Annotated in this window: 13 protein-coding genes; 6 read left to right on the top strand and 7 right to left on the bottom strand. The window is 73.1% G+C overall.

Annotation, left to right across the window (positions count from 1 at the left end):
• Both ftsL and rsmH read right to left on the bottom strand, forming a co-directional pair.
• Positions 1-443, bottom strand: a 443-nt coding sequence (gene ftsL / locus AOK11_RS01930) for a cell division protein FtsL (RefSeq protein ID WP_055591870.1), incomplete at its 3' end; no start/stop codon positions are given.
• A 56-nt stretch (positions 444-499) separates the two neighbouring features.
• Positions 500-1,483, bottom strand: coding sequence for a 16S rRNA (cytosine(1402)-N(4))-methyltransferase RsmH (gene rsmH / locus AOK11_RS01925; protein WP_055591869.1), 984 nt, complete (start codon positions 1,481-1,483; stop codon positions 500-502).
• 436 nt (positions 1,484-1,919) lie between these two features.
• On the opposite strand from rsmH, the gene AOK11_RS01920 reads away from it, so the two are divergent.
• The 4 genes from AOK11_RS01920 to AOK11_RS01905 all read left to right on the top strand — a co-directional run bounded on the left by AOK11_RS01920 (position 1,920) and on the right by AOK11_RS01905 (position 7,551).
• Positions 1,920-2,468 (top strand): beta-class carbonic anhydrase, encoded by a 549-nt coding sequence (locus AOK11_RS01920; RefSeq protein ID WP_055591868.1) that lies wholly within the window; start codon positions 1,920-1,922, stop codon positions 2,466-2,468.
• 297 nt (positions 2,469-2,765) lie between these two features.
• Positions 2,766-3,803 (top strand): AAA family ATPase, encoded by a 1,038-nt coding sequence (locus tag AOK11_RS01915; RefSeq protein WP_055591867.1) that lies wholly within the window; start codon positions 2,766-2,768, stop codon positions 3,801-3,803.
• Positions 3,803-5,167: a DUF58 domain-containing protein gene (locus AOK11_RS01910; RefSeq protein WP_055591866.1), complete on the top strand. Its 1,365-nt coding sequence runs from the start codon at positions 3,803-3,805 to the stop codon at positions 5,165-5,167. Before AOK11_RS01915 ends, AOK11_RS01910 begins: the two co-directional genes overlap by 1 nt.
• Entirely contained in the window at positions 5,164-7,551 is a 2,388-nt protein-coding gene (locus AOK11_RS01905; protein WP_055591865.1) for a transglutaminase TgpA family protein, read from the top strand. The genes AOK11_RS01910 and AOK11_RS01905 overlap by 4 nt, the downstream gene beginning before the upstream one ends.
• Positions 7,552-7,822: 271 nt before the next feature.
• On the opposite strand, the gene AOK11_RS01900 is transcribed toward AOK11_RS01905, so the two are convergent.
• The 3 genes from AOK11_RS01900 to AOK11_RS01890 all read right to left on the bottom strand — a co-directional run bounded on the left by AOK11_RS01900 (position 7,823) and on the right by AOK11_RS01890 (position 10,155).
• Positions 7,823-8,245 carry a DUF3040 domain-containing protein gene (locus tag AOK11_RS01900; protein ID WP_055591864.1) on the bottom strand — a complete coding sequence of 141 codons (423 nt, stop codon included), beginning with the start codon at positions 8,243-8,245 and terminating at the stop codon, positions 7,823-7,825.
• Positions 8,246-8,536: 291 nt separating this feature from the next.
• Positions 8,537-9,307, bottom strand: a complete 771-nt coding sequence (locus AOK11_RS01895) for a methyltransferase (protein ID WP_055591863.1) — start codon at positions 9,305-9,307, stop codon at positions 8,537-8,539.
• A 182-nt stretch (positions 9,308-9,489) separates the two neighbouring features.
• Positions 9,490-10,155 carry an SAV_6107 family HEPN domain-containing protein gene (locus tag AOK11_RS01890; protein ID WP_055591862.1) on the bottom strand — a complete coding sequence of 222 codons (666 nt, stop codon included), beginning with the start codon at positions 10,153-10,155 and terminating at the stop codon, positions 9,490-9,492.
• Between the two features lie 179 nt (positions 10,156-10,334).
• Between AOK11_RS01890 and AOK11_RS01885 the strand changes: the two genes are divergently transcribed.
• Entirely contained in the window at positions 10,335-10,964 is a 630-nt protein-coding gene (locus tag AOK11_RS01885; protein ID WP_055591861.1) for a TetR/AcrR family transcriptional regulator, read from the top strand.
• 471 nt (positions 10,965-11,435) lie between these two features.
• Positions 11,436-12,965, top strand: a complete 1,530-nt coding sequence (locus AOK11_RS01880; RefSeq protein WP_055591860.1) for a phytoene desaturase family protein — start codon at positions 11,436-11,438, stop codon at positions 12,963-12,965.
• Between the two features lie 63 nt (positions 12,966-13,028).
• Here AOK11_RS01880 and AOK11_RS01875 read toward each other — a convergent pair whose 3' ends face one another.
• The gene (locus AOK11_RS01875) at positions 13,029-14,045 is read right to left on the bottom strand and encodes an SCO2102 family sporulation regulator (RefSeq protein ID WP_055591859.1); all 1,017 of its coding nucleotides are present in this window, start codon (positions 14,043-14,045) and stop codon (positions 13,029-13,031) included.
• Between the two features lie 56 nt (positions 14,046-14,101).
• The gene (gene metF, locus AOK11_RS01870) at positions 14,102-15,025 is read right to left on the bottom strand and encodes a methylenetetrahydrofolate reductase [NAD(P)H] (RefSeq protein WP_055591858.1); all 924 of its coding nucleotides are present in this window, start codon (positions 15,023-15,025) and stop codon (positions 14,102-14,104) included.
• Positions 15,026-15,156 lie beyond the last annotated feature (131 nt).

Here is a 15,156-nt window from a genome sequence, read left to right as displayed (position 1 = left end):
GTGCCGAACCCCGTGCCCGGGAGCGGGGCCGTCACGGTGGCCAGCGCCTCGGGGGCGAGCACCAGGGGCGCGCGGGAGGCGGTGGCGGGGCTGGGGACGCCCTTGACCTCGCCGTCGGGGTTCAGGAAGGCGGGGTCGCCGCCGGGTACCATGCCGAGCTCGCGGGCCCGGTGCTGGAGGGCGTCGGGGGCGGAGTAGGCGTCGATGTCCCGCTGGAGGGCCTGTTCCTCGTCGGTGAGGCCCTTCGTCTCCCGCTTGAGGTCGTCGAGCCGGAACGCGCCCTCGCTGAGGGCCGAGTTCAGCACCAGGAGCCCGATCAGCCCGCCGCCCAGGAGAAGGACGACCAGCAGCACGAAGGGGGTACGGGCCGCCTGGGCCCGTCCCGTGGGGAGGAGCTGCGCGAGACGGGCCGCCCTTCCCCTCAGTTCGGGTTTCCTGCTCACTCACGCTCCCCTGGGTTCGCCCGAAGCCTGCCTTCCGTACCCGAGTCCCCCGCACGTCATTCGAGGTGCTCCCGGACGCGCTGGGCGCCCCGCAGCCGTGCGGGTGCCGCTCGCCGGTTCTCTGCGATCTCCTCCTCGGTGGGAAGTTCGGCACCGCGTGTGAGCAGCTTGAGCCGGGGCTGGTAACGCTCGGGGACGACCGGCAGCCCGGGGGGCGCGGTGGTGGCGGCGCCCGCCGCGAGCACCTGCTTGACCAGCCGGTCCTCCAGGGAGTGGTACGACAGCACGGCGATCCGGCCGCCGACGTCGAGCACCCGCACCGCGGCCGGGATCGCCCGCTCCAGCACGGAGAGCTCGCCGTTGACCTCGATGCGCAGGGCCTGGAAGGTGCGTTTGGCCGGGTTGCCGCCGGTGCGCTTGGCGGCCTGCGGCAGCGCGTCGCGGATCAGCTCGACCAGGCGTGCGCTGGTGGTGAACGGCTCCTTCTCCCGCTCGCGCACCACTGCGGCCACGATCCTCTTGGCCTGCTTCTCCTCGCCGTAGGCGCGCAGGATGCGGACGAGGTCGCCGGGCGGGTAGGTGTTGAGGACCTCGGCGGCGCTGATGCCGGCCGACTGGTCCATGCGCATGTCGAGCGGGGCGTCCTGGGCGTAGGCGAAGCCGCGGTCGGCCTCGTCGAGCTGCATGGAGGAGACGCCCAGGTCGAACAGGACGCCCTGCACGCGCGGGACGCCGAGCCGGTCGAGCACGTCGGGGAGTTCGTCGTAGACGGCGTGGACCAGGGTGGCGCGCTCGCCGAAGGGGGCGAGTCGCTCGCCGGACAGGCGCAGCGCCTCCTTGTCCCGGTCCAGGGCGATCAGCCGCGCCTCGGGGAACCGTGTCAGCAGGGCCTCGCTGTGGCCGCCGAGGCCGAGGGTGCAGTCGACGACCACGGCTCCCGGCCGCTCCAGGGCGGGCGCCAGCAGGTCCAGGCACCGCCGGAGCATCACCGGGACGTGCCGGGTCTGCCCGCCCGTGTTCGCATGCGCTTCGCGCCCCATGGGTTCTGGGCCCTCTTCTCAAGGTCCGGCGCGGCCGTGACGCACCGCCGGGTCCCCGCCCCTCCCCCGGTGTGGACGGGGCGGTCCGCCGGCGCCGGAGGCGACAGCAGGCCGGGAACGGGAGGAGGCCGAGCCGTGCGTACGCGCAGCGCACGCGGGGAGATCTCCGGGACGCTGCCCGGTTCTCCGGGGGAAATCAGTGCAGCGGGGAGTCTCGCCTCCCGCTTCGCGTCACTTTAGTCCACGGTGTCGCCCGGTCAATCAACCGGCCTGCGCGGCGCGGCCCTCGGCGCGAGGACAACCGCATCGCAGGGAAACCACTCGTACGAGGAGACTCACACCCCCCTTGTGGGTCATCTCACACCAAAGACGGATGACGTTCTTTGTCCTGTCTCACAGCGAGCCCGGACGGCAGGTGGCCAGTACCGTCATGACTATGACGACTTCTGCATCGGTTCCCGCGGGTTCAGGAAGCGCGACAGTCAGCCAGGGCACGGTCACCGACCGCCTGGTGGACGCGAACGAGCAGTACGCCCACGCCTTCGTCGATCCCGGAATGGACGCCCGGCCCGTCCTCCGTGTCGCCGTGGTGGCCTGCATGGACGCCCGGCTCGACCTGCACGCCGCGCTCGGTCTCGAGCTCGGCGACTGCCACACCGTCCGCAACGCCGGAGGCGTCGTCACCGACGACGTGATCCGCTCGCTGACCATCAGCCAGCGGGCACTCGGCACCCGCAGCGTGGTCCTCATTCACCACACCAACTGCGGCCTCGAGTCGCTCACCGAGGAGTTCCGGCACGACCTGGAGATGGAGGTCGGCCAGCGTCCCGCCTGGGCCGTGGAGGCCTTCCGGGACGCCGACCAGGACGTGCGCCAGTCGATGCAGCGCGTGCGCACCTCGCCGTTCCTGCTGTACACCGACGACGTGCGCGGATTCGTCTTCGACGTGAAGACCGGCCTGCTGCGCGAGATCGACCCCGCCTGACCCGTCGGCCCGCTCCGAGGACGCCCTTCGCCGGGGGTTCGCGCGCCCGTTCCCCGGATTCCACCAGGTCGAACGATATTCACAAAAGTCTTACGACCTGACATATCACCGCCAGTTGTCCACAGGCGAGTGACACGAATCGATAACGGCAGCAAGAATGCGGGAGTGGTGCCGTGTGGAACTCTTTCCGCACGGCGTCCGTGATTCGGGGTGGGCCGGTCCGCACAGCAAGGCGTCGGCCCGGACATTTGGGGCCCTCGTTCCTTCGGAGCGGGGGGAAAGGCCGAGGAGGGCCGGGTGACGACCTATGACGATCGAGCGAGCCTCACTGATCTGACCGCCGTGGTCGAGCGCGTGCGGGGGTCGGTGGAGGGCGTGATCGAGGGCAAGCCCGAGGTCGTACGGCTCTCGCTGACCGTGCTGCTCGCCGAGGGACATCTGCTCATCGAGGATGTCCCGGGCGTCGGCAAGACGATGCTGGCCAAGGCGCTGGCGCGGTCCATCGACTGCTCGGTGCAGCGCATCCAGTTCACACCGGACCTGCTGCCGTCGGACATCACCGGTGTGTCCATCTGGGACCAGCAGCGCCGCGACTTCGAGTTCAAGCCGGGGGCCATCTTCGCGCAGGTGGTGATCGGCGACGAGATCAACCGCGCGTCGCCGAAGACGCAGTCCGCGCTCCTGGAGTCGATGGAGGAGCGCCAGGTCACCATCGACGGCACGACCTACCACCTGCCCAGCCCCTTCATGGTGGTGGCGACGCAGAACCCGGTCGAGATGGAGGGCACCTATCCGCTGCCGGAGGCCCAGCGCGACCGGTTCATGGCCCGTGTCTCGGTCGGCTACCCGAGCCCCGAGGCCGAGCTGCAGATGCTGGACGTGCACGGCGGCGTCTCCCCGCTGGAGGACCTCCAGCCGGTGGCGCACGCGCACGAGATCCTGAAGCTGATCGAGGCGGTGCGCGCGGTCCATGTGGCCGAGCCGGTGCGCCGGTACGTGGTGGAGCTGGTCGCCGCCACCCGCACGCATCCCGACCTCAGACTCGGCGCCTCCCCGCGCGCGACGCTGCACCTGCTGCGCGCCGCGAAGGCGTCCGCGGCGCTGAACGGCAGGGAGTACGCGCTGCCGGACGACGTGCAGGCGCTCGCCGTGGCCGTCCTGGCGCACCGGCTGCTGCCCACCGCCCAGGCCCAGCTCAACCGCCGCACGGCCGAGCAGGTGGTGCAGGAGATCCTGCAGCGCACGCCGGTACCGGCCGAAGCCCCGCAGGAGACCGGCATCGGCCTGGGCCGTGCCGGCCTCGGGTACGGCCGGCAGCAGCCGCGGAGGCTGTGATGACGACCGCGGGATCGGTCCGCGCGGAGGGCGACCACGGTGACGAGGGAGGCCTGCGCACAGCTCTGGCCGGGCTGACCACCCGCGGGCGCTCCTTCCTGGCCGCCGGTGCGGCCGCCGCGGTCTGCGCCTACGTGCTCGGGCAGAGCGATCTGCTGCGGGTCGGACTGCTGCTGGCGGTGCTGCCGCTGGTGTGCGCGGGTGTGCTCTACCGGACCCGTTACCGGGTCGCCGGCAGCCGTCGGCTCTCCCCCTCGCGGGTACCGGCCGGCTCCGAGTCCCGGGTGCATCTGCGGATGGACAACGTGTCCCGGATGCCCACGGGCCTGCTGATGCTCCAGGACCGGGTGCCCTACGTGCTCGGGCCGCGGCCCCGGTTCGTGCTGGACCGGGTGGAGGCGGGCGGGCGCCGCGAAGTGTCCTACCGGATCCGTTCCGACCTGCGCGGCCGCTATCCGCTGGGCCCGCTGCAACTGCGCCTGTCCGACCCGTTCGGGATGTGCGAGCTGACCCGGTCCTTCTCCACGTACGACACGCTGACGGTGATCCCGCGCGTGGAGCCGCTGCCGCCGGTGCGGCTGAGCGGTGAGGTCAAGGGGCACGGCGACGGGCGGCAGCGTTCGCTGGCGCTGGCCGGCGAGGACGACCTGATCCCGCGCGGTTACCGCTACGGCGACGATCTGCGCCGGGTGCACTGGCGTTCCACCGCGCGCTACGGCGAGCTGATGGTGCGCCGCGAGGAGCAGCCGCAGCGGGCCCGGTGCTCGGTGCTGCTGGACACCCGCGCCGTCGCCTACGACGGCGCGGGTCCGGACTCGGCGTTCGAGTGGGCGGTGTCGGGTGCGGCGTCCGTGCTGACACACATGCTGGAGCGGGGTTTCTCGGTGCGGCTGCTGACCGACACCGGCACGTCGGTGCCGGGTGAGGGCTCCGACGGGTTCGCGGGCGCGAGCCAGGAGTCGGCGGACGCGGCCGGGCTGCTGATGGACACCCTCGCGGTGGTCGACCACTCCGACGGGGAGGGTCTGTCCCGGGCGTACGACATGGTCCGCGGCGGGAGCGAGGGGCTGCTGGTGGCCTTCCTCGGTGATCTCGACGAGGAGCAGACGGCGGTGCTCGCCCGGATGCGGCAGCGCAGCCGGGGCGCGGTCGCCTTCCTCCTGGACAGCGGGGCCTGGCTGCGGGAACCGTCGGGCGCGTCCGGTCCGTCGGACGGTGGCGGGGAGCGGTCGCGGATGCTGCGCGAGGCGGGCTGGACGGTGGTCACCGTGCCACGGGGCGCCTCCCTCGAGGAGCAGTGGCGGCTGGCGGACCGGGAGCGTTCCGGCCTGGCGGCCGCGAGCGGTGGGGAGGGAGCAGGGTGAGTGGACGACTGCGGCTGACGGTTGCCTCGTGGGCGGCCACGCTGCTGGCCGCGTGCGCACTGCTGCCGCTGGTGGAGCCGCCCTCCTGGATCGTGCAGGCGGCCTTTCTGCTGGCGGTGCAGTCGGGCGTGGGCGCGCTGGCCCGGCGGGTGCCGCTGGCGCGCCCGCTGACGGTGGCGGTGCAGGCCCTTGTCGCACTCGTGCTGCTGACGCTGGTCTTCGCGCGTGAGCACGCGTTCGCCGGCTTGCTGCCGGGCCCGGACGCGTTCCGCTTCTTCGCCGGGCTGCTCGACCAGGGCGGGACGGACGTCGGCCGTTATGCGATACCGGCGCCGCTGTCCGAGGGCATCCGGCTGATGCTGATCGGCGGCGTCCTGGTGATCGGGCTGCTGGTGGACGCCCTCGCGGTGACCTTCCGCAGCGCGGCACCGGCCGGGCTGCCGCTGCTCGCGCTGTACTCCGTCGCCGCGGGTCTGTCCGACGGCGGGGCCGACTGGCTGTGGTTCCTGCTGGCTGCGGCCGGCTATCTGACGCTGCTACTCGTGGAGGGGCGTGACCGGCTCTCCCAGTGGGGGCGGGTCTTCGGCGGGGCGTCGCAGGGCCCGCCCGGCGAGCCGGGCGGGGCCCGTGCCCCGGTGCGCACCGGCCGGCGGATCGGGGTGCTCTCGGTGGGCATCGCCCTGGTGGCGCCGCTCGCTCTGCCCACCATGAACGGCGGCCTGCTGGACCCGGCGGGTTCGGGGGTCGGCCCGGGCTCCGGCGGGGGCGGCACGATCTCCGCGGTGAACCCGCTGGTGTCACTGCGCGACTCGTTGAACGTGAACGAGGACCGCCAGGTCCTGTCGGTGCGCTCCGATTCGGAGAACGTCTCGGACCTGTACCTGCGGATCGTGTCCCTGGACGACTTCGACGGCACCACCTGGAAGCCGTCCAAGCGGTCCATCACCACGGTGCCCGACGGCGCTTTCCCCACTCCGGCCGGCCTCGGCCCGGACATCGAGCGCGAGGAGATCGGCACGACGATCTCGACCGCCGACTGGTACGGGCAGGACTGGCTGCCGATGCCGTATCCGCCGAGCGGCGTGGACATCAGGGGCAACTGGCGTTACGAACCGGTCGGGATGACGCTGGTCGGCGACCACGGTCAGGACACCCGGGGGCTGACCTATCAGGTCCGCAGCCTGAACGTGCGGCCCACTCCGGAGCAGCTGGCCGACGCGCCGGCGCCGCCGGCCGCCCTGGAACGGGACTACACCGAGCTGCCCGACTCGCTGCCCGCGGTGGTGTCCCGGACCGCCCGGGAGGTCACCGAGGGGGCGACGAACGCGTACGACCGAGCGGTCATGCTCCAGGAGTACTTCGCCCTGAGTGGCGGCTTCGAGTACGACACCGAGGTCGACGTCGGCAGCGGCTCGGAGGCGATCGCCCGCTTCCTGAGGGACAAGGAGGGCTTCTGCGTCCACTTCTCCTTCGCCATGGCGTCGATGGCCCGGTCCCTGGACATACCCGCCCGGGTCGCGGTGGGCTTCGCGCCGGGCACCCCGCAGGCGAACGGCACGGTGGCGGTGGGGCTGCGGGACGCGCACGCCTGGCCCGAGCTGTACTTCGAGGGCGTGGGCTGGACCCGTTTCGAGCCGACCCCCACGCGCGGTTCGGTGCCGGCCTACACCGTGCCGGACACCCCGGAGAGCACGCTGCCCGACCCGGCACGGCCGTCCGAGGCGGAGTCCTCGGAGCCCTCGGCCGCCCCGTCGGAGAGCGAGGGCTGCTCGGTGCGGCAGCAGCGGCTGGACGGCTGCGCGAGCGAGGCGCCCCTGGCGACGCTGCCCACGGGCGGCGACGGGCCGAAGTGGTACGCGGTCCTGGCGTGGGCGCTGGGCGGTCTCGCCGTCCTCGTGCTGCCGCTGGCGCCGATGCTGTGGCGGCTGCGGGCCCGTTCGGTGCGCCTGGGCGCGCACGGCCGGTCCGAGGCGGGTACGGCGGCGCACACCCTGGCCGTCTGGGACGAGCTGACGGACACGGCGTGGGACGTCGGTATCTCCCCGGACGAGTCGCTGACTCCACGCAAGGCGGCGGCCCGGATCGTCCGGCTCGGCCGGCTCGACCCGGATGCCGCGGCCTCGGTGCACCGGGTGGCGGATGCCGTGGAGCAGGTCCTCTACGCGCCGCGGCCGCGCCCGACGGCGGGCCTCACGGACGACGTGCGCCGGGTGGCCGCCGGACTGAGCTCCGGGGCCGGCCGGGGCATGCGGCTGCGCGCGCTGCTCCTGCCGCGTTCCACGGTGCGGGTGGTGTGGGCGGTGTCGGCCCGATGGGCCGCCGTGCGGGGCCGCGTCCTCGCCCTGCGGCCGGCATGGCGCAGGCCCTCGCGGCAGCAGGGGTGACGGGCCGGGTCCGGGCCGGTCGGCGCCGGGCCCGGCGCCGGCCGGGCAGGTGCCCCGGCTGAACAGGTGCACGGTGAGGGGCGGGACGACCGGAAATCGTCCTGCCCCTCGTCTTCGTACCGTGCTTCGTGGCACGACCGGCGCCCGGCGCCTGCCCGGGTACGGACATGCGCCGGCCCGGGTGCGGACACGTGTCAGGGGGTGACCACCGGCTCGGTGGTCACCCCCTGACACATGCGCTTCGCGCAAGTCCTGGAGTGGTGCGGGGGAGCTACTGCCCGCCGCCCTGTTCGTCGCGGCGTCGCTGCCAGCGCTCCTCTATGCGGTTCATCACGGAGCGCCGCTGTCTGCCCTGCCGGCCGGACTGCGGCACGCCGGTGGAGCCGACGGCACCGACGGCGTCGGCCGCCTGCTCACCGGGCTTGGGCGCCTTGCGCCAGCCGGTCACCGCGAGAACCGCGCAGCCCAGCATGACGAGGAAGCCCACCACACTGAGCCAGACCTGCTGGGCGACCATTCCGGCCATGAGGAGCGCAATACCTACGAGGAAGCCCACGATCGCCTGGTAGACCCGCCGACGGGTGTACGTACGCAGGCCACTTCCCTCGAGCGCCGACGCGAACTTGGGATCTTCGGCGTACAGCGCTCGCTCCATTTGCTCGAGCATGCGCTGCTCGTGCTCCGAGAGCGGCACGGCGTCCTCCTCATCGTGCAGTCGCCGGGGGCGACCCGGGGGGTCACTTCAGGATAGGCAGGGATTCGCCCCCATGAAACCCGCCCCTCTGCGCCAATCGGCCAACCGGCACCGCCATGGGCGTCCCGGCCCTCTCGAGACTTCTCATTCCCCGACGGCCAGGCCGTCATGCCGGACGGTCTCCCTCGATCATACGGTGCCCAGCCGCCATTCGGGGGGCCTGTGGCGGACTCCATGCGCTGTGCGGCCGACGGACGCGTCGCTGATCAGCGACGCGTCACAGGCGGCTGCTCAGGCCCCTTCGGCCGCCGGTGCCTCACCGAGCACATGGAGCTGGGTGGCCACGGAATGGAAGGCGGCGAGTTCGGCCGCCGCGGCTTCCAGCTTCAGCAGCGCGTCGAGGGCTCCGGGCTCGGTGTCCACCAGGCCTCCGGGGACGAAGTCGGCGAAGACCCGTACGCCGTGCACGGCGCCGACCCGCAGGCCCGCTCCCTCCACCAGACCGCTGAGCTGATCGGCGGTGAAGCGGCGCGGCACGGGATCGCCGGCGCCCCATCGGCCGTTCGGGTCGTCGAGCGCCTGCCGGGCCTCCTTGAAGTGACCGGCGAGGGCGCGGGAGAACACGGCGCCGCCGAGGCCGGCGGCGAGCAGGCTGAGGACGCCTTCGGGGCGCAGGGCGGCCACGGTGTTGCGCACGCCCTCGGCCGGGTCCTCGACGTACTCCAGGACTCCGTGGCACAGCACCACGTCGTAGCCGCCGCGTTCGACGACGTCGAAGAGGCCGTGGGCGTCGCCCTGGACGCCGCGGACCCGGTCGGCGACGTCGGCCTCGGCGGCGCGGCGCTCCAGGGCGAACAGCGCGTTGGGGCTGGGGTCGACGACGGTGACCCGGTGGCCGAGGCGGGCCACGGGCACGGCGAAGTTGCCGCTGCCGCCGCCGGTGTCGAGAACGTCCAGCGCCGGCCGTCCCGTCGCCTTGGCCCGGCGCTCCAGGGCGTCCTGGAGGACCTCCCAGACCACGGCGGTACGGAGGGCGGCGCGGGGGCGCAGGGTGTCCGACACGGCAGTTGACTCCTCGGCGCGGCACCGCCTCGTTCACGGCGGAGCGATCGGGCTGCCTCCACGTCCCGGACAAGGAACGCGGAGGCTTCAGGCGTCTTCCACCCTATTGCCTGCCCCGCGTCGCCCGCGCCGGGCTGCCCCGCCACCGCCGGGCGGGGCAGTCCGGGGACCGGGAGGAGCACTCAGCCCGCGTCGGGCATCTCGCGGCCCAGGCCGCCGTCCGGGTGACGGCCGTCCGGACGGCGGCCGCCGGGGTCACGGCCGCCCTGGTCGTGGCCGTCCGGGTGGCCGGGGCGGCCGGGGTGGTCGGGGTGGCTGGGGCGGCCGGGGTGATCCGCGTCCGTGCGAGGCTGCGGGAGGACGGGCTGGAGGACGAGCATCCGCTCGACCAGGCGCAGGAACATCGCCACGTCCCGTATCAGGTCATCGGCGTCCCGGCCGCTGGCCGCGCCCCGGATGCCCGCCTCGGCGCGGGCGCGGCGCGGGGCGCCCGAGGCGAACAGGGCGCTCCATTCGGTGAGTTCGGGCGCGATCTCGGGAAGCACTTCCCAGGCGCTCCGGATTTTGCTCCGGGCTCTGGACGAGGCCTCGGGCCGTCCCCGTGCGGCGAGCACGGCGGCGGCGGTGCGCAGGGCGGCGAGGTGGGCCGTCGCGTAGCGCTCGTTGGGGGTGTCGAGGACGGTGGCCTCGTCGAGACCGGCACGGGCCTGGGCGAGCAGGTCGAGGGCGGCGGGCGGGGCGGTGGCGCGGCGCAGCACGGGGTGCACATCGCTCGCGGGGCCGGTCAGTGAGGGGGCAGGGCCGGTGGCGCGGCGCCGGCGGGCGGCGGCTGCGGAGGAGTGGGCCATGACGAACCTCCTGTCGTCTTCGTGACGGCTCTGTGGCCGTATGGGTTCATCGTGAGGTATGCCACTGACAATCCGTTCCGACCTGGTCTTTTTCTTCGACCGACTGTTCGGTGCGGGTGGGCCGGCCACGGGGCGGAGCCTGTGACGGGGCGGGCCGAGGGTGCTGTGAGAATCAGGGCATGGAACGCAGCAGCACCACGTCGGGCGGCAGCACCCGCCGCGAGGCCACCCGGCAGAAGCTCTACGAGGCGGCCGTCACGCTCATCGCGGAGCAGGGCTTCTCCGCCACCACCGTGGACGAGATCGCCGAGCGGGCGGGGGTCGCGAAGGGCACGGTCTACTACAACTTCGCGAGCAAGTCGGTCCTCTTCGAGGAACTGCTGCGGCACGGGGTCGGGCTCCTCACCGCCTCTCTGCGGGAGGCGGCCGAGCGGACGGCCGGGACGGGTGGCAGCAAGGTCGACGCGCTGGACGCGATGGTCCGGGCGGGGCTGGTCTTCATCGACCGTTACCCGGCCTTCACCCAGCTGTACGTGGCCGAGCTGTGGCGCACCAACCGGGCCTGGCAGTCCACGCTGCTGGTGGTCCGGCAGCAGGCCGTGGCGGTCGTCGAGGACGTGCTGCGCGAGGGCGTGGACAACGAGGAGTTCAGTGCCGAGATCGACATTCCGCTGACGGCGGCGGCGCTGGTCGGCATGGTGCTGGTGGCCGCGCTGGACTGGCAGGCCTTCCAGCCGGAGCGCTCTCTGGACGACGTGCACTCGGCGCTGTCCCGGCTGCTGCAGGGGCGTGTGAGCGGCCACCGCTGAGCGTGACGGACGACCGCACCCGGCGGCGGCCGCCGGTCGGCGGTCGGCGGTCGGCCCGGGACACGGAAAGTGCCGGTCCGACGGTGGCTGCGTCCCCCGCGAGCCACTGCCGGACCGGCGTCTTCCTTGCTCCCCCGTACGTCCCCCCGTGGAACCCCCTCGCGGTCGTTCCCCGGGTTCCCCCGTGCCTCGCTCCCGCCGACACGGCCGGCGGAAGGAGCGGATCGCGGACCCGGACCGTTCCGGCGCCCCGTGTCGCCGGTTCCGGAGCCGTGCCCCTCTCCGTGGTCTCCACTCTCTCGTTTCCGCAGGTCCTGGCCCATCCGCGCGCGTACTCATCTCGGGCACTAGGTACGGATACTCACTCCTGTGCACCCGGCCCCACCCGGTCCGGCCGCCGGCTGGTCACCGGAGCGTGGGCGACGGTACTCGGGGCCGGGGGCGGCCGCGGGGGCGGATAAAGTCCCTGACATGGCACGGATTGCGGTGATCGGCGCCGGGCTGGGCGCGATGGCGGCCGCTGCCCGGCTGGCCGTCGCGGGCCACCGGGTGGCGGTGTACGAGCGGACGGACACGTACGGGGGCGCGCTGCGCCGGCTGGAGCGGGAGGGCTTCGCGTTCGACACCGGCCCCGGCCTGCTCCCACTGCCGGCGGTCTACCGCGACCTGTTCGTGAAGACGGGCAAGGAGCCGCTGGAGGCCTGCGTCGAGCTGGTCCAGGTCGACCCGTCGTCGCACCACGTGTTCGCGGACGGTACGCGCGTCCCGCTGCCGAACGCGTCCCGCGCGGGTGTCGTCTCCGCCCTGGACGCGGCCCTCGGCCCTGCCGCCGCCCAGCGCTGGGGGGACTTCCTGGTACGGGCCCGCGAGACCTGGGACAGGACCCGCCGGCCGCTTTTGGAGGAGCCGTTGTGGCCCGACTGGCAGGTGCTGGCCGGGCGTGAGCCCTACCCGGCCGTCCCCCACAGGAAGCTGCTGCGCACGCGCGCGGCGGGCACGCTCGCCGAGGTCGCCGCCTGGGAGCTGCGCGATCCCCGGCTGGCCTCCCTGCTGGAGGGTTACGCGCTCGAGCAGGGCCTGGACCCCCGGTCCACGCCGGCGAGCGCGGCGGTGCTGCCGTACATGGAGCACGCCTTCGGCACCTGGTACGTCCGCGGCGGCATGCGGGAGCTGGCCCGCGCGGTGTACGAGCGGTGCCTGGCCCGCAGGGTGGAGTTCCGTTTCGGTGCCGAGGTCACCGGGGTTCTGGAGAAGGACGGCCGGGTGGCGGGCGTGGAGTTCACCGAGGGCGCCTCCCCCGGCGGCGGGAGCGGGAACGGGGCGGTGGCCGAGGCGGATCACGTGATCGCCGGGGTGACGCCCGGCGTGCTGGACCGGCTGACCCGGGGGGCGCGGGTGCGGGGCGAGGGCGAGGTCGTGGGCCGCTTCGGGACCGCGAGCCGTCTGACGGTGCTGCTGGCACTGCGCGGCGGACGTCCCGAGGGGACACCGCACCGGACGGTCGTGCACACCCGGGACCAGGAGGCCGAGCTGGAGTCCCTGTTCGGCTCCCCCGCGGGCCTGCCCGCGCACCCCACGGTCACGGTCCTGCGCCCCGACGACCCGGCCCTGGTCCCCGACGCGGACCATGAGGCGGTCACCCTCACCTCTGCGGTGCCCGCGGGGACCGCGGGGCCGGGCCTGGACGCACACGCGCACACCATGATCGGCGCCGCCGAGCGGGCCGTACCCGGCCTGCGCGACCGCCTCCTGTACAGCGAGGTCCGCACCCCGGACGACATCGCGGAGGCGACGGGCGCGGAGGGCGGAGCGGTGCCCGTCCCGGCGCTCGCCGCGGCGGGCGGACGCCTGCTGCACCCGTCCAACAGCACCGGCGTACCGGGGCTGTGGACAGTGGGTGGCTGGTCGCACCCCGGCGGGGGTCTCCCGCACGCCGGGATGTCGGGCGCGCTGGTCGCGGGCCTGATCGTGGAGGGGCCGGGGTTCCGCGGGTCCCAGTGAGCGGCGGGGACCGAGGCGGATCACCAGCCGGGACCGGCGGCCGCGGCGGGCCGGGCCGCCGGGTCAGTAACGGTACTGCTGCTCGTCGTACCCGTTGCCGTTCCCGTTGCCCGGGGTCTGGCCCTGCTGGCCGTTGTCCTGGTACGGGTACGGCTGCTCCTGAGGAAGTTCGCCGCCGTACAGGTCGTCGGTGCTGCGCTGCTGCGGCACCCACAGACCGCCTGCCGGGGTCTCCCCGCCGTAGCCGCCGCCGTACTGGTCCTGGCCGTAGCCCTGCTGGCCGTACTGCTGCTGCTGCGGGTCGGTGTATCCGGTGTCGTACGAGGCCCCGTCGTAGGTCGGGGTGCCGATGTACGGGTCGGAGTAGGCGGCGTACTGCTGCTGTTGGCCCGTGGTGTCGTAGGACTGCTGCTGGCCGTAACCGGAGTAGTCGTAGGCGTAGTTCTGGCCGGTGTCGTAGCCCTGGTCGGCGCTCTGGCCGGTGTCGTAGCCCTGGTCGGCGCTCTGGGCGGTGGCCGCGTACTGGTCCTGGGCGGGGGTGCCGTACCCGTTGTCGCCGTAGACGCCGTACGAGCCGGTGTCGTCGGGCATGGGCTGCGGCTCGTAGACGGCGGTGGTCTCGGCGGCCGTCTGCTGTTCGCCGCGCACGGGCGTGAACACGTCGTCGCGGTCGTAGTCGTCGTCGGCTCCGTAGGAGGCCCGGTCGCGGCGCCGCTCGGCGCCCTCGTCGCCGTACCCGTCGCCGGTGGCCTCCAGGTCGGAGACCTCCAGAGTCGGCTCCTCCCGCCCGCGGTCACCACGGCCGCCCTTGACGGCGGACAGCAGGGGGGCGTTGACCGCCCAGCCGGCCGCGAAGCCGCGGCGGAACGACAGCGTGACGTAGGTCTGGCCGATCGCGAAGGCGATGGCGCCCAGGCCGATCACGACGACCGACGGGATCAGCACACCGAGCACGACGCCCAGAAAGCCCCCGAAGGCGAGCAGTCGCCAGCGCAGACGCGCCTTGTACTGCAGCAATACCTCGCCGAGCAGCCACAACGCGACCACACCGAACGCGATGTAGAGGACCGTCCAGCCCATGTACGCCCCTCTCCCAGTGGCCGCTACGCAGTGTGTCGTACGCCGGTGCGACCGGTCTAGGCCCGCGGTGGATGGTGCAGGCCCAGGTTCTCGTAGATTTCCAGCGTCGCCGTGGAGTTGTTCAGCGTGATGAAGTGCAGTCCGGGCACTCCCTCGGCCAGCAGCCGTGCGCAGAACTCCGTGGCGAACTCGATACCGATGGAGCGTACCGCCGCCGGATCGTCCGCCGCTGCGAGGATCCGCTCTTTCAGGGCATCCGGGAACGACGCGTTACTGAGCTGCGGCAACCTCTCCAACATCTTCACACTGGTCACCGGCATGACCTCCGGAATCACCGGTGTTCCGCAACCCGCCGCATCGACCCGGTCACGCAGACGCAGATAGGACTCGGGCTGGAAGAACATCTGGGTGATCGCGTAGTCGGCGCCGGCCCGGCACTTGTCGACGAAGTGTGCGACGTCCGCGTCCCAGTCGGACGACCGCGGGTGCATCTCCGGGAAGGCGGCGACCCCCACGCAGAAGTCGCCCGACTCCTTGATGAGCCGGACGAGGTCCGCGGCGTAGGTCAGGCCCTGCGGATGCGGGATCCAGTCGGCCATCGGGTCGCCGGGCGGGTCGCCCCGCACGGCGAGCATGTTGCGGATCCCGGCGTCGGCGTACTGGCCGATGATGTTGCGCAGTTCGGCGACGGAGTGGTCGACCGCGGTGAGGTGGGCGACCGGGGTGAGGGTGGTGTCGGCGACGATCTGCTCGGTCTCGTGGACCGTGCCCGCGCGGGTGGACCCTCCGGCGCCGTAGGTGACGGAGACGAAGTCCGGAGCGACCGCCTCGACCCTGCGCAGCGCGCTCCAGAGGTTCCGCTGGCCCTTGGGTGTCTTGGGCGCCGAGAACTCGAACGAGTACGTCGTCTTTCCGTCAGCGAGCATGTCGCGCACGGTGCGTGCGTGATCAGTCCTGACGGACGCTGTTCCGAGGGCCATACCGGCAGGTTAGCCAGGGGGCGCCGGTCCCCCAACCGGATGCGGGAGATTTGCCGGAATTGCCGACTTGTTGTCCACCCTTTGGACACGCGGTGACGAGAGGGGGTGGCGGGCGGGGAGCGGGCGACGGG

The sequence above is a fragment of the Streptomyces hirsutus genome, assembly GCF_001418415.1.
GTDB lineage: Bacteria > Actinomycetota > Actinomycetes > Streptomycetales > Streptomycetaceae > Streptomyces > Streptomyces hirsutus.
The sequence above is the reverse complement of the archived record's forward strand: the minus strand, read 5'-3'. Positions and strand labels throughout refer to the sequence as shown.

Excerpts from the sequence above, each read along its gene's own strand:
- rsmH (WP_055591869.1), bottom strand. The coding sequence starts at position 1,483 with ATGGGGCGCGAAGCGCATGCGAACACGGGCGGGCAGACCCGGCACGTC.
- AOK11_RS01920 (WP_055591868.1), top strand. The coding sequence starts at position 1,920 with ATGACGACTTCTGCATCGGTTCCCGCGGGTTCAGGAAGCGCGACAGTC.
- AOK11_RS01910 (WP_055591866.1), top strand. The coding sequence starts at position 3,803 with ATGACGACCGCGGGATCGGTCCGCGCGGAGGGCGACCACGGTGACGAG.
- AOK11_RS01890 (WP_055591862.1), bottom strand. The coding sequence starts at position 10,155 with ATGGCCCACTCCTCCGCAGCCGCCGCCCGCCGGCGCCGCGCCACCGGC.
- AOK11_RS01885 (WP_055591861.1), top strand. The coding sequence starts at position 10,335 with ATGGAACGCAGCAGCACCACGTCGGGCGGCAGCACCCGCCGCGAGGCC.
- AOK11_RS01880 (WP_055591860.1), top strand. The coding sequence starts at position 11,436 with ATGGCACGGATTGCGGTGATCGGCGCCGGGCTGGGCGCGATGGCGGCC.
- AOK11_RS01875 (WP_055591859.1), bottom strand. The coding sequence starts at position 14,045 with ATGGGCTGGACGGTCCTCTACATCGCGTTCGGTGTGGTCGCGTTGTGG.
- metF (WP_055591858.1), bottom strand. The coding sequence starts at position 15,025 with ATGGCCCTCGGAACAGCGTCCGTCAGGACTGATCACGCACGCACCGTG.